At 68.2% G+C, this 21,401-nt stretch carries 19 protein-coding genes, 2 pseudogenes and 1 riboswitch; of the genes and pseudogenes, 9 read left to right on the top strand and 12 right to left on the bottom strand.

Annotation, left to right across the window (positions count from 1 at the left end; all coding sequences use genetic code 11):
* Positions 1–22: 22 nt before the first annotated feature.
* Together x551_RS25760 and x551_RS05665 are read right to left on the bottom strand one after the other, a co-directional pair.
* Positions 23–406, bottom strand: a complete 384-nt coding sequence (locus tag x551_RS25760; RefSeq protein ID WP_036228823.1) for a hypothetical protein — start codon at positions 404–406, stop codon at positions 23–25.
* Positions 407–637: 231 nt separating this feature from the next.
* Positions 638–985, bottom strand: coding sequence for a copper-binding protein (locus tag x551_RS05665; protein ID WP_197028703.1), 348 nt, complete (start codon positions 983–985; stop codon positions 638–640).
* 175 nt (positions 986–1,160) lie between these two features.
* Between x551_RS05665 and x551_RS05660 the strand changes: the two genes are divergently transcribed.
* The 5 genes from x551_RS05660 (at position 1,161) to x551_RS05640 (ending at position 4,829) form a co-directional block, all read left to right on the top strand.
* The gene (locus x551_RS05660; protein ID WP_036228819.1) at positions 1,161–1,421 is read left to right on the top strand and encodes a heavy-metal-associated domain-containing protein; all 261 of its coding nucleotides are present in this window, start codon (positions 1,161–1,163) and stop codon (positions 1,419–1,421) included.
* Between the two features lie 87 nt (positions 1,422–1,508).
* Positions 1,509–1,919: a hypothetical protein gene (locus tag x551_RS05655; protein ID WP_036228817.1), complete on the top strand. Its 411-nt coding sequence runs from the start codon at positions 1,509–1,511 to the stop codon at positions 1,917–1,919.
* A 13-nt stretch (positions 1,920–1,932) separates the two neighbouring features.
* The gene (locus x551_RS05650; RefSeq protein ID WP_036228815.1) at positions 1,933–2,169 is read left to right on the top strand and encodes a DUF2933 domain-containing protein; all 237 of its coding nucleotides are present in this window, start codon (positions 1,933–1,935) and stop codon (positions 2,167–2,169) included.
* A gap of 25 nt (positions 2,170–2,194) precedes the next feature.
* The gene (locus tag x551_RS05645) at positions 2,195–2,461 is read left to right on the top strand and encodes a hypothetical protein (protein WP_152543424.1); all 267 of its coding nucleotides are present in this window, start codon (positions 2,195–2,197) and stop codon (positions 2,459–2,461) included.
* A 61-nt stretch (positions 2,462–2,522) separates the two neighbouring features.
* Positions 2,523–4,829 (top strand): copper-translocating P-type ATPase, encoded by a 2,307-nt coding sequence (locus x551_RS05640; protein WP_275452070.1) that lies wholly within the window; start codon positions 2,523–2,525, stop codon positions 4,827–4,829.
* A gap of 116 nt (positions 4,830–4,945) precedes the next feature.
* Here x551_RS05640 and x551_RS05635 read toward each other — a convergent pair whose 3' ends face one another.
* The 4 genes and pseudogenes from x551_RS05635 to guaB form a co-directional block, all read right to left on the bottom strand.
* On the bottom strand, positions 4,946–6,427 hold the full coding sequence (locus x551_RS05635; RefSeq protein WP_231497442.1) for a site-specific integrase: 1,482 nt from the start codon (positions 6,425–6,427) through the stop codon (positions 4,946–4,948).
* 135 nt (positions 6,428–6,562) lie between these two features.
* Positions 6,563–8,167: a glutamine-hydrolyzing GMP synthase gene (gene guaA / locus x551_RS05630; RefSeq protein ID WP_011829221.1), complete on the bottom strand. Its 1,605-nt coding sequence runs from the start codon at positions 8,165–8,167 to the stop codon at positions 6,563–6,565.
* Between the two features lie 24 nt (positions 8,168–8,191).
* Positions 8,192–9,475: pseudogene (locus tag x551_RS05625) on the bottom strand (MFS transporter); the annotation flags it as partial.
* 48 nt (positions 9,476–9,523) lie between these two features.
* On the bottom strand, positions 9,524–10,993 hold the full coding sequence (gene guaB, locus x551_RS05620) for an IMP dehydrogenase (RefSeq protein WP_011829219.1): 1,470 nt from the start codon (positions 10,991–10,993) through the stop codon (positions 9,524–9,526).
* 196 nt (positions 10,994–11,189) lie between these two features.
* Here guaB and x551_RS05615 point away from each other — a divergent pair, with 196 nt between their 5' ends.
* On the top strand, positions 11,190–11,639 hold the full coding sequence (locus tag x551_RS05615) for a DUF4124 domain-containing protein (protein ID WP_051511864.1): 450 nt from the start codon (positions 11,190–11,192) through the stop codon (positions 11,637–11,639).
* Here the strand turns inward: x551_RS05615 and x551_RS05610 are convergent.
* Together x551_RS05610 and x551_RS05605 are read right to left on the bottom strand one after the other, a co-directional pair.
* Positions 11,623–11,943, bottom strand: a complete 321-nt coding sequence (locus x551_RS05610) for an RnfH family protein (RefSeq protein WP_036228810.1) — start codon at positions 11,941–11,943, stop codon at positions 11,623–11,625. The genes x551_RS05615 and x551_RS05610 overlap by 17 nt on opposite strands.
* Positions 11,930–12,391: a type II toxin-antitoxin system RatA family toxin gene (locus tag x551_RS05605; protein ID WP_011829216.1), complete on the bottom strand. Its 462-nt coding sequence runs from the start codon at positions 12,389–12,391 to the stop codon at positions 11,930–11,932. Before x551_RS05605 ends, x551_RS05610 begins: the two co-directional genes overlap by 14 nt.
* Positions 12,392–12,420: 29 nt before the next feature.
* Between x551_RS05605 and smpB the strand changes: the two genes are divergently transcribed.
* Positions 12,421–12,888, top strand: coding sequence for an SsrA-binding protein SmpB (gene smpB, locus x551_RS05600; RefSeq protein WP_011829215.1), 468 nt, complete (start codon positions 12,421–12,423; stop codon positions 12,886–12,888).
* A 9-nt stretch (positions 12,889–12,897) separates the two neighbouring features.
* Here the strand turns inward: smpB and x551_RS05595 are convergent, their stop codons facing one another.
* The 4 genes from x551_RS05595 to x551_RS05580 form a co-directional block, all read right to left on the bottom strand.
* On the bottom strand, positions 12,898–14,097 hold the full coding sequence (locus tag x551_RS05595) for a cystathionine beta-lyase (protein ID WP_036228806.1): 1,200 nt from the start codon (positions 14,095–14,097) through the stop codon (positions 12,898–12,900).
* A gap of 7 nt (positions 14,098–14,104) precedes the next feature.
* Positions 14,105–15,520, bottom strand: a complete 1,416-nt coding sequence (gene rimO / locus x551_RS05590; RefSeq protein ID WP_081771226.1) for a 30S ribosomal protein S12 methylthiotransferase RimO — start codon at positions 15,518–15,520, stop codon at positions 14,105–14,107.
* A 63-nt stretch (positions 15,521–15,583) separates the two neighbouring features.
* On the bottom strand, positions 15,584–16,171 hold the full coding sequence (gene phaR / locus x551_RS05585) for a polyhydroxyalkanoate synthesis repressor PhaR (RefSeq protein WP_011829212.1): 588 nt from the start codon (positions 16,169–16,171) through the stop codon (positions 15,584–15,586).
* A gap of 112 nt (positions 16,172–16,283) precedes the next feature.
* A complete protein-coding gene (locus x551_RS05580; RefSeq protein ID WP_036235503.1) occupies positions 16,284–18,284 on the bottom strand; it encodes a sigma-54-dependent Fis family transcriptional regulator in 2,001 nt (666 codons plus the stop codon).
* A 411-nt stretch (positions 18,285–18,695) separates the two neighbouring features.
* Positions 18,696–18,799: riboswitch (TPP riboswitch) on the top strand.
* A gap of 73 nt (positions 18,800–18,872) precedes the next feature.
* Between x551_RS05580 and thiC the strand changes: the two are divergent.
* Both thiC and x551_RS24095 read left to right on the top strand, forming a co-directional pair.
* A pseudogene (thiC, locus tag x551_RS05575) lies at positions 18,873–20,741 on the top strand (phosphomethylpyrimidine synthase ThiC); the annotation flags it as partial.
* A gap of 22 nt (positions 20,742–20,763) precedes the next feature.
* Positions 20,764–21,401, top strand: a 638-nt coding sequence (locus x551_RS24095; protein ID WP_152543425.1) for an FAD-dependent oxidoreductase, incomplete at its 3' end; no start/stop codon positions are given.

Below are 21,401 nucleotides of genomic sequence, written 5' to 3'. Positions count from 1 at the left end.
ACCGGTCAGTCGACGGAGCGGGTCAGACCCTGAGTCTGAGCGTGGACAGGAAGAGCGGGTCCGGAGGCGGCTGGGCCTCCGGCGTGGCCGTCGTCGGGACGGCGCGAGCCTGCTGGGCCTCGAGCACCAGCGGCAGCTCAAGCACCTGCGCGACCACCGGCTGGCCCACCGCCGGCAGCTTCACCGCCTCGAAGGTCTTGCCAGGGTCGGCGGAGTGCTGGTGGCACAGGACCGCTTGGTCCTGGTCCATGCCTTCGCAGGGCGTGCCCGCTTCGGCCATCGCGGCCATGGCTTCGATGTCCGGCTGGCCCGGGCAGACATAGCTCGCCAGCGCCAGCTGCGAGAACAGCAGCGACATCACCGCAAGGACTGCGGTGATGAGGCGGAATAGGCGACGACGCAGCATGGATCAGGACAGTCTAGCGTCCTTGCCGAATTCGAGCGTGGGCCGGCACGCGTGGCTTGACCTGGGTCATCCCGGCCACCCGGGATCTGCGCGGCCGACGGCGCCTTGATTTCCAAGCCCTACAGGCCGGCATGGCCGCCGGCCTGAACGTGGTGGTCGACGTGCTGCGCTGACCCGTCGGTCGTGCCTGCAACCAGCGTCAGCGACAGAAGGAGGTTGCAGATGCGATCCTCACCTCGCCACTTCGATGGCCGTGACGGTGATGGCACCGTCCTTGTTGGACGCCGCGAACTTCACCTTGTCGCCTGGCTTGAGGTTGTCGAGCATCTTGGGGTCGGCGACCTTGAAGATCATCGTCATGCCTGGCATGTCGAGGTTGGCGATGGGGCCATGCTTCAGCGTCACCTTGCCTTGCTCCTTGTCGACCTTACGGACTTCGCCTTCGCTGGTCGCAGTTGCAGCCGCAGCGGCAGATGCAGCAGGAGGGTGATGCGCCGAGTGGTCCGCGGTCGAGGTCTGGGCGAAGGCCGCGCCAGACAAAGTCATTGCAGTGCCAACAACAAGCGAATACAGCTTCATGGAGAGCTCCGGTTTCGTGCGGTGAGGTAAGGCACACCCGCTCGCCGCGTTGACTCTTCGAATACGGCTCGGGTTCCGTCCGAGGTCAACGATTGGAGAGGCACGCCCAGCAGTGTTGACCTTGTCACAGTGGCAAGGTCAATGATGACGCCATCGACAACCCAAGGAGCAAGCGATGCAAGTCTTCCGCGTAGACGACATGACCTGCGGCCACTGCGTCAGCACCATCACCAAGGCCATCAAGGCCACCGACAAGGATGCGAAGGTCACCATCGACCTGGCGCAGCATCTCGTCATGGTGGAGCCGACCGAAGCGGACGCCCAGGAACTGAACGACGCCATCGCCGAGGCCGGCTACACGCCCGTGCCGGTGCAGGCCGCGACGGTGGTGGCAGAGCCCGTGAAGACGGGTGGCTGCTGCGGATGCCGCAGCTGACCTGGGAGTGCAGAAGCCTTTGAGGCATGTCAAGGCCGCACAGCAGGTGCCGCGCACATACTGACCGACGCAATCTCAGGAGGCCATATGAAGCTCGCCCTCGCAGCACTCGGCACCTCGTTCGTGCTGGCCGGGTGTGCCGCTGGCCCCAAGGAACAGGACCACGCCGCCCATCACCCGCCAGGTACCGCAGCTGCCGGTCCCGCGGCACCGACACCCGGGCAGATGGACTCGATGATGAAGTCGATGCAGGAGATGCACGACAGGATGATGGCTGCCAAGACGCCGGAGGATCGGTCCCGGCTGATGCAGGAGCACATGAAGCTCATGCAGGACAACATGGCGATGATGGGCCAGATGCGCAGCGGCAAGGGCGGTATGGGGATGGGCGGCATGCCCATGAGCCCGGAGATGATGGGCAAGCGCATGGACATGATGGAAATGATGATGAAGATGATGATGGACCGCGAGGCGATGAAGGCGCCAGCGGCCAAGTAGGTCGAGGCGGGTCATGCATCCCCAGGATCCCACTCCACCGTCGCGCTGGCGCTCGCCGTTGGGCGCCTTTATGCTCGTCGCGGGCGCGGTCGGCATCTATTACCTGCTCACCGAGCATTTGACGCACGTGACGCAGGCCATCCCTTACCTGTTCCTGCTGGCATGCCCGCTGATGCACTTCTTCCATGGACACGGGCACCATGGCCATCGCGACCACGGGCAGCGCAAGGACCATACGCCGCCGCCTTGACATGAAGTCCGGGCCTCGCGGTCACGTGAAGGCTGCCGAGCTGGCCTCGGGGCTGGGAGCCATCGCTCTGGGCGCTGGAGCGGCACTGTTACTGCCGGAGTGGCTCCGCGCCTACGCCCTGCCGCTGCTCGCTGGCGGCGCACTCGTCCACGGCATCGGCATGACCCTGAAGGTCCAGCTCGAGCGTCAGGACGGGCCACCCCTCTGGTGGGAGCGGGCATTGTTCTGGCTATGCTGGCTTGGCTTGGCCGTGCTCGGCCTGTGGATTGCAGCCGTCTTCGCCGCTCGATAGCGCGCCCTTGACCTTCCCACCGGGACAAGGTGGAGACTGTCGGCGACAACAGGAGAGCGCCATGCCCGACCGCACCAGCACCACCCACGATCACGCGCATCACGTGCATGCGGCCGAAGGCACCCACGTGATGCCCGACGGCACCGTGATGAAGGGCGGGCACCACGACCACGCGGCGCACGGCCACCACGACCACGGGCACCACGCCCACGCACCGTCGCAGCCGAAACCAGTCCCCGGTGTCGACACAAGCCAGGTTGAATACACCTGCCCGATGCACCCACAGGTGCGCCAGATGGGACCGGGGAGCTGCCCCATCTGCGGCATGGCGCTGGAGCCCGTGCTGGCCACTGCCGAGCAAGGCGAGAGCCCCGAGCTGCGCGACATGACGAAGCGCTTCTGGATCGGCACCGCACTGACCGTGCCTGTCTTCGCGCTGGAGATGGGCGGCCACCTGACGAACCTCAGTCACGTGCTCGGCCAGCAGATGTCGAACTGGATACAGCTGCTTCTCGGCACCCCGGTGGTGCTGTGGGCGGGCTGGCCCTTCTTCGTGCGCGCCGTCGCGTCGGTGAAGAACCGCAGCCTGAACATGTTCTCACTCATCGCGCTGGGCACCGGCGCGGCCTGGCTCTACAGCATCGTCGGCACGGTGGCACCGCAGCTGTTCCCCGCGAACCTGCGCATGGCCGATGGCGCCGTCGCGATCTACTTCGAGGCGGCGGCGGTCATCACCGTGCTCGTTCTGCTCGGCCAGGTGCTCGAGCTGCGCGCCCGTGAGAAGACCTCGGGCGCCATCAAGGCCCTGCTTGGCCTGGCACCGAAGACGGCGGTGAAGGTGAACGCCGACGGCAGCGACGAAGCCGTCCAGGTCGACGCCATCCAGGTCGGAGACCTGCTGCGCGTGCGCCCCGGCGAGAAGGTGCCGGTCGACGGCGAACTCACCGAGGGCAAGGGCAACGTCGACGAGTCGATGGTGACCGGCGAGCCGATCCCGGTGGCGAAGGCGATGGGCTCCAAGGTCACGGCCGGAACGCTGAACCAGACCGGTGGCTTCGTGATGCGCGCCGAGAAGGTCGGCGCCGACACCCTGCTCTCGCAGATCGTGCACATGGTGGCCGCCGCCCAGCGCAGCCGGGCTCCCATCCAGCGCATGGCCGACGAGGTGGCGGGCTGGTTTGTCCCCGTGGTGATCGGCGTGGCGGTGTTGACGTTCGTCGCCTGGCTGGTCTGGGGGCCGTCGCCGGCGTTCAGCTACGCGCTGATCACGGCGGTAGCCGTGCTCATCATTGCCTGCCCCTGTGCGCTGGGGCTGGCCACGCCGATGTCGATCATGGTGGGTGTCGGCCGTGGCGCGCAGAACGGCGTGCTGATCCGCGACGCCGAGGCGCTCGAACGCATGGAGAAGGTCGACACGCTGGTCGTTGACAAGACCGGGACGCTGACCGAGGGCCGGCCCAAAGTTGTTCACATCGAGCCCGCGCCGGGCTTCACCGCCGACGCCGTGCTGCAGAAGCTCGCGAGCGTCGAGCGTGCCAGTGAGCATCCGCTGGCGATGGCCATCGTGATGGACGCGCAGGACCGCAAGCTGCCGCTGTCGCCCGTCACGGACTTCGACTCGCCCGTCGGCAAGGGTGTCATCGGCACCGTCGACGGCCAGGTGATCGTCTCGGGCAGCGCCAAGTTCCTGGCCGAGCACGGCATCGACACGGCGATCCAGGTCGCCGCAGCGGAGGCGCAGCGCCAGAAGGCGGCGACGGTCATCTTCGTCGGCGTGGGCGGCGCGCTGGCAGGCTTCGTGGCGATTGCCGACCCGATCAAGGTGACGACGGCCCAGGCCCTGCGGGCTCTCAAGGGCGCGGGCGTGCGCATCGTCATGCTGACCGGCGACGGCAAGACCACGGCCGAGGCGGTCGGCCGCGAACTCGGCATCGACGAGGTCGTGGCCGAGGTCTTCCCCGAGGACAAGGCCTCGGTCGTGCAGCGTTTGAAGGCCGAGGGCCGGGTGGTGGCGATGGCCGGCGACGGCGTCAACGACGCGCCAGCCTTGGCTGCAGCCGACGTGGGCATCGCGATGGGGACCGGCACCGATGTGGCGATGGAGAGTTCGGGGATCACTCTGCTCAAGGGCGACCTGATGGGGATCGTGCGGGCGCGCACGCTGTCGCACGCAACCATGAAGAACATCCGGCAGAACCTGTTCCTGAGCTTTGCCTACAACGTCGCGGGCATTCCGCTCGCGGCCGGCGTCCTGTACCCGTTCTTCGGGCTGCTGCTGTCACCGGTGGTCGCCGCGGCGGCGATGGCGTTGTCGTCGGTGAGCGTGATCGGCAACGCATTGCGCCTGCGGACGGCGAAGGTGGACTGACGCAGGCAGGGCTTGCGCCGGCTTCGGTTTCACCTTGAACGGGTGTCCTCCAAGCCGGCAGTCGCCCGATGCCGAAGGCGGGTCCGTCAGAGCTTCAGCGACACCAACAAGGGCGATCAAAGATCGTCGGCAAGTTCCAGGTCCATCACTTCGGAAGCATCTCGCCTGGCCTTCGCAATCACGTCCCGTGCTGACTTGCCTTGTTCCCACAGGGTCAGCATGTCCGCCCAGGCCTGCATCATGATTCGACGCTCGGCTGCATAGCGCGCGACGTTGTAGGTTGCGGCGATGCGGTTTCGAGGGGCATGCGCCAGGGCCATCTCGATCCAGCGCTCATCGAACTTGGCCCTGTTCAGCGAGGTGCTGAACGTCCGTCTCAGGTCGTGCACGGTGAACGGCAGGAAGTCCGGCACCGTCGTCTGAATTCGGCTAATTGCCATGGCGATGACCCGGTTCAGGGTCGCATCGCTGATCGGAAGATCGCTGTCGTACCGTCCGGGGTGCAGATAGCGGCTCGCCGAGAAGCACGATCGCAGCGTCGTCAGGATGTCCAGCGCCTGGTCGCTCAGGTAGACGATGTGCGGCTTGCCGCCCTTCATCCTGCGCGATGGAATGGTCCAGGTCTCGCCGTCGAAGTCGACCTCGTCCCAGGTCGCGCCGATGAACTCGCCCTTGCGAACGCCCGTCAGGAGCACGAAGCGAACGGCCAGCCGCAGCGTGGGCATCGTCGCAGCCTGATCAAGCGCCGCGAGGAACAGGCGCAGCTCGCTCGGGGACAACGCCCGATCACGCGGCTCGAAGCGGGCGATGGCGCTCGCCTGCACGCGCTCGGCCGGGTTCGACACCTCGATCCCCTTGCGCTGGACATGCCGGTAGACCATCAGGACGATTTCCCGCGCGTGCACTGCCACAGCCGGACCCCGCTGTGCCTTGATGTCATCGCACAGGGCGGCGAGCCGGTTCGGCGTGATCTCCTCAAGCATCAACCTGCCGAGCGGCTTCTCCAGCGCGCGTTTGTAGGTCGATCGACGCATCGCGAGCGTGCTGTCGGCGAGCTGCTCGCCCTTGCTCTTCGGGTCGCCCTTGAACTCGAAGTAGCGCTCGACCCACTTGCCGAACGTCAGCGCGTCGGTTTCTGCGGCCTTCTTCTCCGCCTTCGCACGCGACGGCGACACGCCCTCGTCGAGCGAACGCTTCGCCTTGATCAGCAGGAGTCGGGCTTCGGCCAGGGACAGGCCCATGCCGTAGTCGAGCACGTCCATGGGCCGGGGTACGCGCGCCGGGGCTGTCGGATCGTAGCGACCGAGAGTCAGGGTCTCCCGCCGCTTGCCGATGCGGTAGTCGAACCGCAGGCTGACGCTCCCGGAAGGCGCCACGTAGGCATACAGCCCGTCCCGGTCGCTGACCTTGTAGGCCTTGTCCCGCGGCTTCAGGGCCTTGAGCTGGAGATCCGTGAGCGAGCGGACCCGCGAAGGGACCGCGCTGGCGGACTCGTCCAGGTGGCGTACGACTGACATGAGGGCCTCACCGATACCGTCACCCGATACCGTCAGACCGCCTGACGGTACTTTTCGAGCGACTTCAGCGTAGCAGCGCAAAGCCCGTCAGGGATACCGTCACTTGGTCGCGGTCGACGATGAACGCCGATGTACTGCCTGAACGCTAACCCATTGTCACGTCACGGGAATTTGCGATTCGGCGAACTACGCCGAACGCTGTCGAGCCATTCTGGCTCATTCCCACTCGATCGTCGCTGGCGGCTTGCTGCTCACGTCGTAGGTCACGCGGTTGATGCCGCGCACCTCGTTGATGATGCGGCCCGAGGTGCGCTTGAGCAGCGCATAGGGCAGTTCGGCCCAGTCGGCGGTCATGAAGTCGCTGGTCTGCACCGCGCGCAGCGCGACCACGTAGTCGTAGGTGCGACCGTCGCCCATCACGCCCACGCTCTTGACCGGCAGGAAGACCGCGAAGGCCTGGCTGGTGAGCTCGTACCAGGTCTTGCCGGAGGCCGGGTCGACGGTGTTGCGCAGCTCCTCGATGAAGATCGCGTCGGCGCGGCGCAGCAGGTCGGCGTAGTCCTTCTTCACCTCGCCGAGGATGCGCACGCCCAGGCCAGGGCCCGGGAAGGGATGGCGGTAGACCATGTCGTGCGGCAGGCCCAGGGCCACGCCCAGCTCGCGCACCTCGTCCTTGAACAGGTCGCGCAGCGGCTCGAGCAGCTTCAGGCCGAGCTGCTCGGGCAGGCCGCCGACGTTGTGGTGGCTCTTGATCGTGGTGGCCTTCTTGGTCTTGGCACCGCCCGACTCGATGACGTCCGGGTAGATCGTGCCCTGCGCCAGAAAGGTCGCGCCGCGGTGCCCCGCGCCGCTCGCCTTGAGCTTGGCCGCCTCGGCCTTGAAGACATCGACGAACAGCCGGCCGATGATCTTGCGCTTGGCCTCGGGGTCGGCCACGCCGGCCAGCTCGTTCATGAACAGCTCGGCGGCATCGACGCGGACCACCTTCGCGTGCAGCTTGCCGGCGAACATCTCCATCACCATGTCGCCTTCGTTCAGGCGCAGCAGGCCGTGATCGACGAACACGCAGGTCAGCCGGTCGCCGATGGCGCGGTGGATCAGCGCCGCCGCCACGCTGGAGTCCACGCCACCCGACAGGCCGAGGATCACCTCCTCGTCACCCACCTGCGCACGGATCGCCGCCACCGCCTCGGCGACATGATCCTTCATCACCCAGTCGGGCTGCGCCTTCGCGATCTCGAGCACGAAGCGCTCCAGCAGCGCGCGCCCCTGCACCGTGTGCGTGACCTCGGGGTGGAACTGCACCGCGTAGTAGCCGCGCGATTCGTCGGCCATGCCGGCGATCGGGCAGCTCGGCGTGCTGGCCATCAGCTTAAAGCCGGGCGGCAGCTTGGTGACCTTGTCGCCGTGGCTCATCCACACCTTCAGCATGCCATGGCCCTCAGGGGTGCTGAAGTCCTCGATGCCCTGCAGCAGCCGGGTGTGGCCATGCGCCCTCACCTCGGCGTAGCCGAACTCGCGGTGCGCGCTGGCCTCAACCTCGCCGCCCTGCTGGACCACCATCGTGAACATGCCGTAGCAGATGCCGAGCACCGGCACGCCCAGCTCCCACACCGCCTGCGGGGCGCGCAGGTCGTGGTCCTCGTAGGTGCTGGCGTGGCTGCCCGACAGGATGATGCCCTTCGGCGCGAACTCGCGGATGAACTCGTCCGACACGTCGTTCGGGTGGATCTCGCAGTACACATGCGCCTCGCGGACGCGCCTTGCGATCAGCTGCGTGACCTGGGAACCGAAGTCGAGGATGAGGATCTTGTCGTGCATGGTGGAGGGCTCGAGACGGTTCGATCAGACGGGAGATTCGGTCGCGACAGCCGCGGCGCGCTGGCCGCGCTGCGCACGGAAATGCCGCAGCGCCAGCAGCATGGCCGTGGCCTGCAGCACGGCGCAGAAGTAGTAGGGGGCGCCGATGCGCCAGTCGCCCTGCGGCAGGTGCGACACCAGGCCGAGCAGCGGTGCACCGATCACCGGCGCCACCACGGCCATCAGGCTGTTCAATGACGACACCGCGCCCATCGTCTGCCCCTGGGTGCGCGGGTCGGCAGCGTTCGACACGATGCTCTGCAGGCAGGCCGTGACGCCGAACCCGAGCACGTTGCACGCGATCACCACGTACATCATCCAGCCCTCGGTCGCGAGGCCCCAGCAGACATAGGCCAGGCTCGACGACACCAAGCCGGTCACCGCCAGCCGCTGCGCGCTGAAGCGCCTGAGCAGCCGCCCCAGCAGCATGCCCTGCACCAGGGCCGACATCAGCCCGACCGCGAACAGCGACCAGCCGTTCTCCAGCGGTCCCCAGCCGAACTTGTAGGTGGTGTACAGCACCCAGGTGATGTGCAGCGTGAACTGCACCAGCCCCGACAGCGCCAGCACCGCCACCAGCGAGCCCACGCCCTTCAGGCCGGCCAGGTCCCGGAGCGCGCTGAACGGGTTGGCGCGCTTCCAGTCGATCGCACGCCGGCGCTCGGCAGGCAGCGACTCGGGCAGCACCAGCCAGCCGTACAGGCAGTTCACCAGCGCCAGTGAGCCTGCCACGTAGAACGGCAGGTGCAGGTCGATCGCGCCGAGCAGCCCGCCCAGCACCGGCCCGAGGATGAAGCCCAGGCCGAACATCGCGCCCAGCAGTCCGAAGCGCCGTGCCCGCTGTTCGGGCGGCGTGATGTCGGCGACGTAGGCGTTGGCGACCGCGGCATTCGCCTGCATCGCCCCGCCGACGAGGCGCACCGCCACCAGCATCCACAGCGCCGTCGACAGCGCCGTGAAGAAGAAGTTGAGCGCGAGGCCGCAGAAGCCGATCAGCAGCACCGGCCGGCGCCCGTAGCGGTCGGACAGTGCGCCGAGGATCGGCGAGCCGAAGAAGTTGGCGATCGCAAAGGCGAAGGTGACCACGCCGAACCAGAACGCGGTGTCGGAGGGCGAGCCGGTGAAGCTGCCGACCAGCAGCGGCAGCACCGGGATGATCAGGCCGATCGACACCATGTCGATCAGCACCGTGATCAGGATGAAGGGCATGGCCGCTACGCGGGCCCGCGGCGGGGAGGTCATCGGCTCGGTCTTTCCAGCCCGCCGTCGGCGCGGGCGCCACGGATCGACACGCCCTCGGCGTGCCGCCGTGTCGGTTCAGTCGGCGCGGTAATTCGGCGCTTCCTTGGTGATCTGCACGTCGTGCACGTGGCTCTCGCGGATGCCGGCCGAGGTGATCTCGACGAACTCGGCACGCTCGCGCATCTCCTCCACCGAGGCGCAGCCGCAATAGCCCATCGAGGCGCGCAAGCCGCCGGCCATCTGGAACAGGATGGCGATCACCGAGCCCTTGTAGGGCACCCGGCCTTCGATGCCCTCGGGCACCAGCTTGTCCGCGTTCGGGTTGGCGCCCGTGTTGTCCTGGAAGTAGCGGTCGGCGCTGCCCTGCTGCATGGCACCGATCGAGCCCATGCCGCGGTAGCTCTTGTAGCTACGGCCCTGGTACAGCACGATCTCGCCCGGCGCTTCCTCGGTGCCGGCGAACATGCCCCCCATCATCACGGTGTTGGCGCCGGCGGCCAGGGCCTTGGCGATGTCGCCGGAGTAGCGGATGCCGCCGTCGGCGATCAGCGGGACGCCGCTGCCCTTGAGCGCGGTGGCCACGTTGTCGATCGCGGTGATCTGCGGCACGCCGACGCCAGCGACGATGCGGGTGGTGCAGATCGAGCCCGGCCCGATGCCGACCTTCACGCCGTCGGCGCCCGCCTCGGCCAACGCCAGCGCCGCCTCGCCGGTGGCGATGTTGCCGCCGATCACGTCGACCTGCGGATAGTTCCTCTTGACCCAGCGCACGCGCTCGATCACGCCCTTGCTGTGGCCGTGCGCCGTGTCGACGACGATCGCATCGACGCCAGCCTTCACCAGCGCCTCGACGCGCTCCTCGGTGCCCTCGCCGACACCGACCGCGGCGCCGACCCTCAGCTTGCCCTGGGCGTCGCGCGCTGCGTTCGGGAAGTTGGTCTGCTTGGTGATGTCCTTCACCGTGAACAGGCCGCGCAGCTCGTTGGCGGCGTTCACGACCACCACGCGCTCGAGCTTGTGCCGGTGCATCAGCGACTTGGCTTCCTCGAGCGTGGCGCCCTCGTTGACCGAGACGAGGCGCTCGCGCGGCGTCATGATCTCGCGCACCGGCGCATCCAGTCGGGTCTCGAAGCGCAGGTCGCGACCCGTGACGATGCCGACGACCTTGCCGTCGTCGACCACCGGGAAGCCGGAGATGCCGTGCTGGCGCGACAGGTTGATCACGTCCTGGACCCGAACGCCCGATGAAATGGTGATCGGATCGCGCAGGAGTCCCGACTCGTAGCGCTTGACGCGCGAGACCTCGGCGGCCTGCTGCTTGGGGCTGAGATTCTTGTGGACGATGCCGATGCCGCCCTCCTGCGCCAGCGCGATCGCGAGGCGCGCCTCGGTCACCGTGTCCATGGCGGCAGACGCCAGCGGCAGGTTCAACGTGATGTTGCGGGACAGACGCGTCGCCAGGCTGGTGTCGCGCGGCAGGACCTGGGAGAAGGCGGGCACCAGCAACACATCGTCGAAGGTGAGTGCTTTGCCGAGAAGGCGCATGGGAAAAGCTCCAGTCGCAAAAGCAGATTATACGGAGGCGGCTCTGTGCGACGTTCCGGCGTGAGGAATGCACGCTCGCTGCCGCCGGCGACCGGACCCCTGCCGTCGCGCTGCACGGCCGTTCGCGGGTCGACCGCTAAACTCGCGCCATGACCGCACTCACCACCCGCTGGCTCGGCGCCCTGCTCGGCGCTGCGTGCTCGTCGCCTGCCTGCCGGCCCAGGCGCAATGGAAGTGGCGCGACGGCCGAGGCCAGGTCCAGTACAGCGATCTGCCGCCGCCCTCCGGTACGCCGGCGAAGGACATCCTGCAGCGCCCGCTGAGCGCTGCGCCGGTGGTCGTGCAGCCCGCCGCGAGTGCGGCGTCGGCACCGGCCGCTGCCGCCAGCGCCAGCGATCCCGCGCTCGAGGCCAAGCGCAAGCAGGCCGAGCAGGAAGAGGCCGCCAAGCGACGCGCCGACGAGGCACGTGTCGCCCAGCAGAAGGCGCAGAACTGCGAACGCGCCCGCACCTACATGCGCTCGCTCGACAGCGGCCAGCGCATCGCCCGCACCAACGCCCAGGGCGAGCGCGAGATCCTCGACGACGCCGCCCGTGCCCGAGAGGTCGAGCAGACCCGCCAGGCGATGGTCACCGAGTGCCGCTGAGCAGGCTGCGCTGGCGGCGGTAGCGCAGGCGCCGCGCTTCCTTCGGATCGACCGTCAGCGGTCGGTAGACCTCCACCCGATCGCCCTCGCGCAGCCGTTCGTCCGTCGGACACAGACGTCCCCACACGCCGACGCGCAGCACCGCCAGGTCGATCTCCGGGTGCCGCTCCAGCAGGCCGCTCGCCTGCAGCGCCTGCAGCGCGGTGCAGCCCTCGGCCAGCACCAGCTCGCTCAGGTCGACCGCGCGCCCGCGCGGGCTGTAGGCCACCTCCACCCGCACCGGCTGACCCTCAGCGCGGCCCATGCACCTGCTCGGCGCGCTTGACGAAGGAGTCGACCAGGGTGTTGGCGATGCGATCGAACACCGGGCTCACCACCGCTTCCAGCGCGAGGCTGCTGAAGGCATAGCGCAGGTCGAGCTCGACGCGGCAGGCCCGCGGCGCCGCGCTGTCGTCGGCCGGGGCGCCCAGCGGCACGAACTGCCACACACCCTCCAGTTGCGAGAACGGCCCGTCGACCAGCGAGACCACGACCGACCGGCCGGCCTGGTGCTCGTTGCGGGTGGTGAAAGCGTGGCGGACGCCGTGGTAGGCCAGATGCAGGCGGGCCGTCATGCCGTGCTCGGTCGATTCGAGCACCTCGGTGCGGTCGCACCACGGCAGGAACTGCGGATAGGCCGGCACGTCGGTGACGAGTGCGTACATCTCCTGCGCCGAGTACCACAGCAGAACGGACTTCTTGACGTGCTTCATACAATGAAGCGATTCTATTGAGAGGCTTCATGGCCATCGCAGACAACAAGAAGGCCCGCTTCAACTACACCATCGAGGAGCAGTTCGAGGCCGGCATGGTGCTCGAAGGCTGGGAAGTGAAGGCCATCCGCGCCGGCCAGGTGCAGCTGACCGATGGCTACGTCGTCGTCAAGGACGGCGAGCTGTTCCTGATCGGCTGCCGGATCAACCCGCTGCGCACCGCGTCCACCCACGTCCACCCGCAGGCCGACCGGACCAAGAAGCTGCTGATGAAGAAGGACGAGATCCGTCGTCTGGTCGGCAAGGTCGAGCAGAAGGGCTACACGCTGGTGCCGCTGAACCTGCACTACAAGGGCGGGCGCGTGAAGGCCGACATCGCCCTCGCCAAGGGCAAGGACCTGCATGACAAGCGCGAGACCGAGAAGAAGCGCGACTGGGAGCGGGAGAAAGGCCAGTTGATGCGGCACAAGATCAGCAGCCCCCGCAAGGACACCTGAGCCCACACCTCAGGGCGGCAGTATGGCCAGGGCCTGTTCGAGGTCGGCCTGCAGATCCTCCACGGCCTCGAGCCCGACCGAGAAACGCACCAGCGTGCCCTGCCCCGCCGCGGCCGGTCCGCGCAGCACGGTCAGGTCGTAGGGTACCGCCAGGCTCATCGGTCCGCCCCAGGAATAGCCGATCCTGAACAGCCGCAGCGCATCGACGAAGGCGTCGACCTGCGGCTGCGTGAAGCGCGCATCGAACACCACCGAGAACAGCCCCGCTGCGGCACGGCAGCTGGCGGCCCAGTGCGCATGGCCGGGTGCGCCGGCCAGTGCCGGGTGCAGCACCTGCACCACCTCGGGCCGCGTCTGCCACCACGCCGCCAGCCGGCGCGCGGCGGCGTCGTGCGCGGCATAGCGCAGCGCCAGCGTCGGCAGCGAGCGCAGCACGAACTCCACATCGTTCGCACCGACGCCCAGGCCGAGGTGCATGTGCGTCATCGTCAGGCGCTGGTGCAGCGCCTCGTCGCGTGTCGTCACCGAGCCCATCAGCACGTCGCCACCACCCGACGGGTACTTGGTCAGCGCGTGCACCGAGATGTCGACGCCCTGATCGAAGGGCGAGAAGGCGATGCCGGCGCCCCAGGTGTTGTCGAGCGCGGTCGTCACGCCCCGCGCCCGGCAGGCACCCACCAGGCCGGCCAGGTCGGGGAACTCCATCGTCACCGATCCCGCCGCCTCGAGCCAGACAAGCTTCGTCTGCGGTCCGATCATCGCAGCCAGTGCCGCGGCATCCAGCGGGTCGTACAACCGGTGCGTGACCCCGAGGCGCGCCAGCTCCTGCCGTGCCAGCTCCTTGCCGGGACCGTAGACGTTGGCCGGCAGCAGCACCTCATCGCCCGACTTGAGCAGGGTCAGGTTCACCAGCACGATCGCCGCGAGGCCGCTCGGCGCCAGCAGGGTCCGGCGCCCGCCCTCGAGCGTCGCGATGCGTTCCTCGAGCGTGAAGGTGGTTGGCGTGCCGTGCAGGCCATAGGTGTAGCCGGTCTTCTCCTTCCAGTTGCGGGCGCGCAGGGCCGCCACGTTGCGGAAGATCACCGTCGAGGCCTTGTGCACCGCCGGCGGCACCGCGCCGAAGCCAGCCGGCGGCTCGTAGCGGTGGTGGATCAGGCCGGTGGTGAGCGGATCGTCCCCGCGCCGTCCGTCGTCGCTGCCGCCGCTCATGCGCGACTCACAGCGGTTGGCCCACCAGGTCGTGGCCCTGGGTGCCGACGATGCGGGCGCGCGTGAACTCGCCCACGCGCAACTGCTTCGAGGCCTTCTGCGGCGGCAGCAGGTGCACCACGCCGTCGATCTCGGGCGCGTCGGCGTAACTGCGGCCTCGGCCGCCCTTCTTGCCGAGCGCCGGTGCAGCATCGATCAGCACCTGCATCTCGGCGCCGACGCGCTCGCGCAGCTTCTCGGCCGACACCGCCTCGGCGACCGCCATGAAGCGCGCCCGGCGTTCCTCGCGCACGGCCTCGGGCAAGGCGCCGGCCAGCGCGTTCGCGCTCGCGCCTTCGACCGGCGAGTAGGCAAAGCAGCCGGCCCGGTCGATGCGGGCCTCTCGCATGAAGTCGAGCAGGTGCGCGAACTCGGCCTCGGTCTCGCCGGGGAAGCCAGCGATGAAGGTCGAGCGCACCACGATCTGCGGGCAAGCCTCGCGCCAGCGCTGCAGGCGCTCGAGGTTCTTCTCGCCGTTGGCGGGCCGCTTCATGCGCTTGAGCACGTCGGGATGCGCGTGCTGGAACGGCACGTCCAGGTAGGGCAGCACCCGGCCGGCGGCCATCATCGGCAGGATCTCGTCGACGTGCGGATAGGGATAGACGTAGTGCAGCCGCACCCACGCGCCGAAGTGCTCGGCCAGCTCGCCCAGGCGCTCCACCAGGTCGGTCATGCGCGTCTTCACCGGCTTGCCGTCCCAGAAGCCGGTGCGGTACTTCACGTCGACGCCGTAAGCCGAGGTGTCCTGGCTGATCACCAACAGTTCCTTCACGCCCGACTCGAACAGCGCACGTGCCTCGTTCAGCACGTCGCCGATCGGCCGCGACACCAGGTCGCCGCGCATGCTGGGGATGATGCAGAAGCTGCAGCGATGGTTGCAGCCTTCGCTGATCTTCAGGTAGGCGTAGTGCCTGGGCGTGAGCTTCACGCCGTAGGCCGGCACCAGGTCGACGAAGGGATCGTGCGGCTTGGGCACGTGCACGTGCACGGCGTCCATGACCTCCTGCGTCGCGTGCGGCCCGGTCACCGCCAGCACGCTCGGGTGCATCTGGCGCACCAGGTTGCCGCCGCCCTCGCCCGCCTTCGCGCCCAGGCAGCCGGTGACGATGACCCGGCCGTTCTCGGCCAGCGCCTCGCCGATGGTGTCGAGGCTCTCCTTCACAGCGTCGTCGATGAAGCCGCAGGTGTTGACGATCACCAGGTCGGCACCAGCGAAGCTCTTCGAGGTGTCGTAACCCTCGGCACGCAGTTGCGTGAGGATGAGCTCCGAATCGGTCAGCGCCTTGGGGCAACCGAGCGAGACGAAGCCGATCTTGGGGATGTTGCGGGAGGCGGCGTCGCCCGAGGTCAGGGCGGTCGAAGCCGCATCAGCAGTCTGGGTCATCGGCGGATTTTCGCCGATCCGGGTCGTCCTGCCTTCGCGTGGGCCGAGGCCGGCCGGTGGCGGCTACTTCTTCGCGCCGGTGGTTGCCGAGAACAGGCTCTCGGTCTGCTTGTGCATCTGCTCCTGCATCTGCACGAACAGGTTCTTCGACTGGTCGAGGTAGCTGCTCATCAGGCCCTGCATCATCGGCGCCTGCACGTTCATGAACTGCGCCCACAGCTCGGGGCTGTAGGCCTTGCCGGTGCTCAGCCCGGACTGCTCGGCGAAGCGGCTCTGCATCTCGGTGAAGGCCTGGATGTTCTTCTCGAGGTAGGAGCCCAGCAGTCCCTGCATCGTGTGGCCGTACAGACGGATGATGTGTGCCAGCACCGGCGTCGTGAACATCGGCATGCCGCCGGTCTCGGCCTCCAGGATGATCTGCAGCAGGATGCTGCGCGTCAGGTCCTCGCCGGTCTTGGCGTCGCGCACGACGAAGCTCTCGTTGTCGAGGACCATCTGCCGCACGTCGGCCAGCGTGATGTAGCCGCTGGTCTGGGTGTCGTACAAGCGGCGGTTCGGGTACTTCTTCAGAACCCGAAGGTTGCCGGCGTCCGGGGCTTCGTCGGCCGGCGCGGTCGTGCTGCGCGGGGACCGGACTTTCGCTTGCGTCATGGGATCCTCTCCTGAGAAGGATTCCCATTCTAGGAGGCGGGCGCCAGCGGCTCCGGAGGGTTTTCCCGCCGCGCCGCAGCAACTGCAGCGCGGTGGGCGGTCCCCCGGCGCGCTACTGGTGGTTCGGCGGCGTGATCTTGAAGCGCTTCATCTGCCGATAGACCGTGGCCCGACAGACCTTCAGATCCTGCGAGGCCAGCGTGATGTTCCACTTGTTGCGCTTGAGCGAGTTGAGCAGTCGCTCCGCGTCGATGTCGTCAACGCCCGCGGCCATCGCGATACCTTCGTCGCCCAGTCTCGCCTGCAACTGCAGCGGCCGGCCATGTCCCAGGCGCTGCATGCCGATCTCCTGCGGCAGGTCGTCGACCGTCACCGGCCCGTCGCCGCTGATCGCCAGCGCGAATCGCAGCACGTTGCGCAATTCGCGGATGTTGCCCGGCCAGCTGTAGGTCAGCAGCAATTCCATCGCCTCGGCGGAAATGCCGGCGTGCTCGGTCAGGCCCTTGGCCTCGTCGTTGAAGACCGACTCGATCAGGTAGCGCTTGTCGGCGCGCTCGCGCAGTGCCGGCAGAGACATCGTCGCGCCGCACAGGCGGTAGTAGAGGTCTTCGCGGAAGGTGCCCGCGGCCACGCGGTCGCGCAGGTCGCGGTGGGTCGCGGCGATGACGGTGAAGTCGACCGGGATCGGCCGCTCCGCACCCAGAGGCAGCACCTCGGATTCCGACAGCACGCGCAGGAAGCGCGTCTGCAGATGCAGCGGCATGTCGCCGATCTCGTCGAGGAACAGCGTGCCGCCGTGGGCCTGCAGGATCAGGCCCTTCATGCCCTTGCTCTTGCCGCCGGTGAAGCTGCCCGGCGTGTAGCCGAACAGCTCGCTCTCGATCAGCGACTCGGGGATCGACGCGCAATTGACCGCGATGAAAGGCATGCGAGCGCGCGAACTCGATTCGTGCAGCGCCTTGGCGAACACTTCCTTGCCGGAGCCGGTTTCGCCATGGATCAGGATGTTGACCTTGCGGTCCACCAGGCGCTTGGCCTGAACCAGCAGGCGGTCCATCGCCGGGTCGCCACCGGCCAGCCGGTCCAGCGCCGGGAAGCTGTCGGCCGAGCGGGCCACGGTCGACACCGTGACCGGCCGGTCCGCCAGCAGCGAGGTCAGCGAGCCCTTCTCGCGCGGCGCGACCACCGTGGCGTAGTAGTGCTCACGCGGCTCCGAGCAGGTGACCGACACGTCCAGGCCCGTGCCGGCCCGCGCGATGCGCCAGATGGCCTCCATCGGCGTGGCGAACACCTCCGACAGCGAGCGACCGACCAGCGCCCCGCCCTGACGGCCGCGCGCCGACGGCCACAGCTTGGCGCGCGCGCCGGTGTTGGCCCCGACGATCAGGCCGTCGTCGTCGAAGGCCAGCATGGTGTCACCGGACACGTCGACCAGGCCGCAGGACTTGCCGAGACGCAGGATCCAGTTCTTGCGGAAGTGGCGCAGGAAGTTCGCGTCCTCGATCATCTGCGCGTACATCGACGTGAGATGGAACACGAGGTGCTGGCTGTCCTTGGCGCGCGGCGAGCGCAGCGCCGACACGTCGAACACGGCCAGCAGCTTGCCGTTCGGGTCGAACAGCGGCGCGGTGGTGCAGGTCAGCCCGATGTGCGTCGCGTCGAAGTGCTCGGCCTGGTGGCAGGTGATCGGGGTCTGCTCGATCAGGCAGGTGCCGACACCACAGGTGCCGGCGTGAGCCTCGTTCCAGTCCGCGCCGAGGTAGAGGCCGGCGGCGCGCAGCTCGCTGTCCCACGCCGGATTGCCGATGTAGTCGACGGTGATGCCGGCGGCGTCGGTCAGCAGCAGCATGTAGCCGAGGTCGGCCACGCGGCGGTACATGTCTTCCATGCCGGAGCGGGCGACGCGCAGGAACTCCTCGATCTGCTGCTGGTGCTCGCGCACCTCCTGCGACGGCAGGATGCGCGCCGGCGTCGGCCGAGAAGGATCGAGCCCGTAGTCGTTGACGCAGCGGGCCCAGGACTTGTAGACGCGGCTCTTCTCGGACGCCTCGTCGATGGGGTTGGTGACAACCGACACCACGTTGTCGATGTGCTGCGTGCGCTCAGAAATCATTCGTCACCTCCGATGGCTTCTGCCGTCTACTCCCGATGGCTGAAGTTCTTCTTGTTGTTCGATGATCGCCCGATCGCCATGGGCTGTGCCACAGCGGAAACCCCCGGGATTCATGGGGCGCGCCACGCGAAAGGCGCGTCCCGGACACACCGGCGGCCACTGCACGCGCTGCAGCGACCGCCCCTGCAATAGCACGCAGCATGCCCACCGGCGCCCTCGGCCGCGTCGCGCTCGTTCTCCTGCGCGGACCTGACGCCAAGCCATCTCCACGCGCTCGAGGCCTGCGACATCTGTCGCACGCAGACCCTCGCCTGCGACAGATGTCGCATCGCGTTCGGGCGCGTGAAAACGATTCGACTGAAATTCATCGCCGCCCTGCATTGACAGTCGTTCCCGCCCCCTTCCACAATGACCACTGCTCCGGGGTGCACGCTGTTCTGCGTGCTGAGACGGTTATCCGAACCCGCGAACTTGAACCGGTTAGTACCGGCGGAAGAAGAGCTCTCACTCCAGCGGCGTCACCCCTTCCCGGGTGGGCGTCTTCATGGGGCGACCTTCGGAGCAATCACTCTCACGAAGGAGCCCACGATGAACGCCCCCGACAAGCTCGCCACCCTGCTCTCGCTGACACGCGAGCCCTTCCCCGCCTCGCGCAAGTCCTATCTGCAAGGCTCGCGCAGCGACCTGCGCGTACCGATGCGCGAAGTGACGCTGACCAACGGCGAGACCGTCTCGCTGTACGACACCTCGGGTCCGTACACCGAGCCCGGCGTCGCGATCGACGTGAAGCGCGGCCTGCCCAGCGTGCGCACGCCCTGGCTCGACGAGCGTGCCGACACCGAGGTCTATGCCGGCCGGCTGCACCAGGCGCTGGACGACGGCGCGAAGCACGAGGACCGCGAGGCCCAGCGCATCGAACAGTTGCGCCTCGACGCCGCAGCGCTGCAGCGGCCTCCGCGCCGTGCCAGGGCCGGCGCCAACGTCACGCAGATGCACTATGCGCGCCGCGGCATCGTCACGCCCGAGATGGAGTACGTGGCGCTGCGCGAGAACGGCAAGCGCGAGTGGATGCGGGAGTACCTCGGCGACGCCCCGCGCGAACAGCGCCTGCGCGGCAACCCGATGGGTGCGCAGATCCCGGCCATCGTGACGCCCGAGTTCGTGCGCGACGAGGTGGCGCGCGGCCGCGCCATCATCCCGGCCAACATCAACCACCCCGAAGTGGAGCCGATGGCGATCGGCCGCAACTTCCTGGTGAAGATCAACGCCAACATCGGCAACTCGGCCGTCACGTCGAGCATCGAGGAAGAGGTGGAGAAGCTGGTGTGGGCGATCCGCTGGGGCGCCGACAACGTGATGGACCTCTCCACCGGGCGCAACATCCACACCACGCGCGACTGGATCCTGCGCAACTCGCCGGTGCCGATCGGCACCGTGCCGATCTACCAAGCGCTCGAGAAGGTGGGCGGCGTGGCCGAGGACCTCACCTGGGCCATCTTCCGCGACACACTGATCGAGCAGGCCGAGCAAGGCGTCGACTACTTCACCATCCACGCCGGCGTGCGCCTGCCCTTCATCCACCTCACCGCGGACCGCCGCACCGGCATCGTCTCGCGTGGCGGCTCGATCATGGCCAAGTGGTGCATCTCGCACCACCGCGAGAGCTTCATCTACGAGCACTTCGAGGACATCTGCGACATCATGAAGGCCTACGACGTGAGCTTCTCGCTCGGCGACGGCCTGCGCCCCGGCTCGGCCGCCGACGCCAACGACGAGGCCCAGTTCGCCGAACTGCGCACGCTGGGCGAGCTGACCCGGGTGGCCTGGAAGCACGACGTCCAGACCATGATCGAAGGCCCGGGCCACGTGCCGATGCACATGATCCAGGCCAACATGGACGAGCAGCTCGAGCACTGCCACGAGGCGCCGTTCTACACGCTGGGGCCGCTGACGATCGACATCGCGCCCGGCTACGACCACATCGCCAGCGCCATCGGCGCGGCCATGATCGGCTGGTTCGGCACCGCGATGCTGTGCTACGTGACGCCCAAGGAACACCTGGGTCTGCCCGACCGCGAGGACGTGAAGCAGGGCATCGTCGCCTACAAGATCGCCGCGCACGCGGCCGACGTCGCCAAGGGTCACCCCGGCGCCCGTGCCCGCGACGACGCGCTGTCCAAGGCGCGCTTCGAGTTCCGCTGGATGGACCAGTTCAACCTTTCGCTGGACCCCGACACCGCACGCGACTTCCACGACGAGACCCTGCCCAAGGACGCCAGCAAGGTGGCGCACTTCTGCTCGATGTGCGGGCCGAAGTTCTGCTCGATGAAGATCACCCAGGAGGTGCGCGACTACGCCGCGCAGCGCGGCGTCAGCGAGGCGCAGGCGCTGGGCGCCGGCATGGCCGAGAAGTCGAGCCAGTTCCGGCAGGCCGGCGGCGAGATCTACATCCCGCTCGCCGTCGACAAGGCTGAACGCCATGCCCTTGCTCGATCTCGGCATCGCCGGCGCCGGCCTGCTGGGCCGGCTGCTGGCCTGGCGGCTGGCGCGCGCCGGCCACCGCGTCAGCGTGTTCGACCCGGCGCCCGGCCCGCAGCCGCGCTTCGACGGTCAGGGCGCCGCGGCCTTCAGCGCGGCCGGGATGCTCAGCCCGCTGGCGGAACTCGACAACGCCGGCCCGGACATCGCGACGCTCGGCTGGCGTTCCATTTCGCTGTGGCGCGACATCGTCGCCGCACTGCCCGACCCGCCCGCCTTCGGCCAACTCGGCAGCCTGCTGCTCGCGCATCGCAGCGACTTCGCCACCGCGCAGCGCGTGCTGGCACGCCTGGCGGCGGTCCCGGGCGCGACCGCCTCGCCGCTCTCGGCACAGCAACTGGCCGACATGGAGCCCGCGCTGCAGCCGCCCGGCCATGCCTGGCTGCTCCCCGGCGAGGCGCAGATCGAGCCGGTGAAGGCGATGTTCTCGCTCTACCACCATGCCCCCGGCGTGCAGTGGCACTGGGGCTGCCGCGTCGGCACGCTGCACGACGGCGCGCTGCAGGTCGACGGCGCCGAGTCCGGCTGGCGGCGCTTCGACACGGTGTTCGACGTGCGCGGCCTCGGCGCGCGGCCGAC

The organism is Methylibium sp. T29 (genome assembly GCF_000576205.1).
GTDB classification, from domain to species: domain Bacteria; phylum Pseudomonadota; class Gammaproteobacteria; order Burkholderiales; family Burkholderiaceae_C; genus Methylibium; species Methylibium petroleiphilum.
Note: the sequence above shows the minus strand (reverse complement) of the source record. Positions and strands in the feature narration are given on the sequence as shown.

Bases quoted from the DNA above. Each gene is read 5' to 3' on its own strand.
- x551_RS05580 (WP_036235503.1), bottom strand. From the start codon at position 18,284: ATGATTTCTGAGCGCACGCAGCACATCGACAACGTGGTGTCGGTTGTC.
- x551_RS05605 (WP_011829216.1), bottom strand. From the start codon at position 12,391: ATGAAGCACGTCAAGAAGTCCGTTCTGCTGTGGTACTCGGCGCAGGAG.
- rimO (WP_081771226.1), bottom strand. From the start codon at position 15,520: ATGACCCAGACTGCTGATGCGGCTTCGACCGCCCTGACCTCGGGCGAC.
- x551_RS05665 (WP_197028703.1), bottom strand. From the start codon at position 985: ATGAAGCTGTATTCGCTTGTTGTTGGCACTGCAATGACTTTGTCTGGC.
- x551_RS25760 (WP_036228823.1), bottom strand. From the start codon at position 406: ATGCTGCGTCGTCGCCTATTCCGCCTCATCACCGCAGTCCTTGCGGTG.
- smpB (WP_011829215.1), top strand. From the start codon at position 12,421: ATGGCCATCGCAGACAACAAGAAGGCCCGCTTCAACTACACCATCGAG.
- guaB (WP_011829219.1), bottom strand. From the start codon at position 10,993: ATGCGCCTTCTCGGCAAAGCACTCACCTTCGACGATGTGTTGCTGGTG.
- x551_RS05655 (WP_036228817.1), top strand. From the start codon at position 1,509: ATGAAGCTCGCCCTCGCAGCACTCGGCACCTCGTTCGTGCTGGCCGGG.
- x551_RS05610 (WP_036228810.1), bottom strand. From the start codon at position 11,943: ATGGGCCGCGCTGAGGGTCAGCCGGTGCGGGTGGAGGTGGCCTACAGC.
- x551_RS05595 (WP_036228806.1), bottom strand. From the start codon at position 14,097: ATGAGCGGCGGCAGCGACGACGGACGGCGCGGGGACGATCCGCTCACC.
- x551_RS05660 (WP_036228819.1), top strand. From the start codon at position 1,161: ATGCAAGTCTTCCGCGTAGACGACATGACCTGCGGCCACTGCGTCAGC.
- guaA (WP_011829221.1), bottom strand. From the start codon at position 8,167: ATGCACGACAAGATCCTCATCCTCGACTTCGGTTCCCAGGTCACGCAG.
- x551_RS05640 (WP_275452070.1), top strand. From the start codon at position 2,523: ATGCCCGACCGCACCAGCACCACCCACGATCACGCGCATCACGTGCAT.
- phaR (WP_011829212.1), bottom strand. From the start codon at position 16,171: ATGACGCAAGCGAAAGTCCGGTCCCCGCGCAGCACGACCGCGCCGGCC.
- x551_RS05650 (WP_036228815.1), top strand. From the start codon at position 1,933: ATGCATCCCCAGGATCCCACTCCACCGTCGCGCTGGCGCTCGCCGTTG.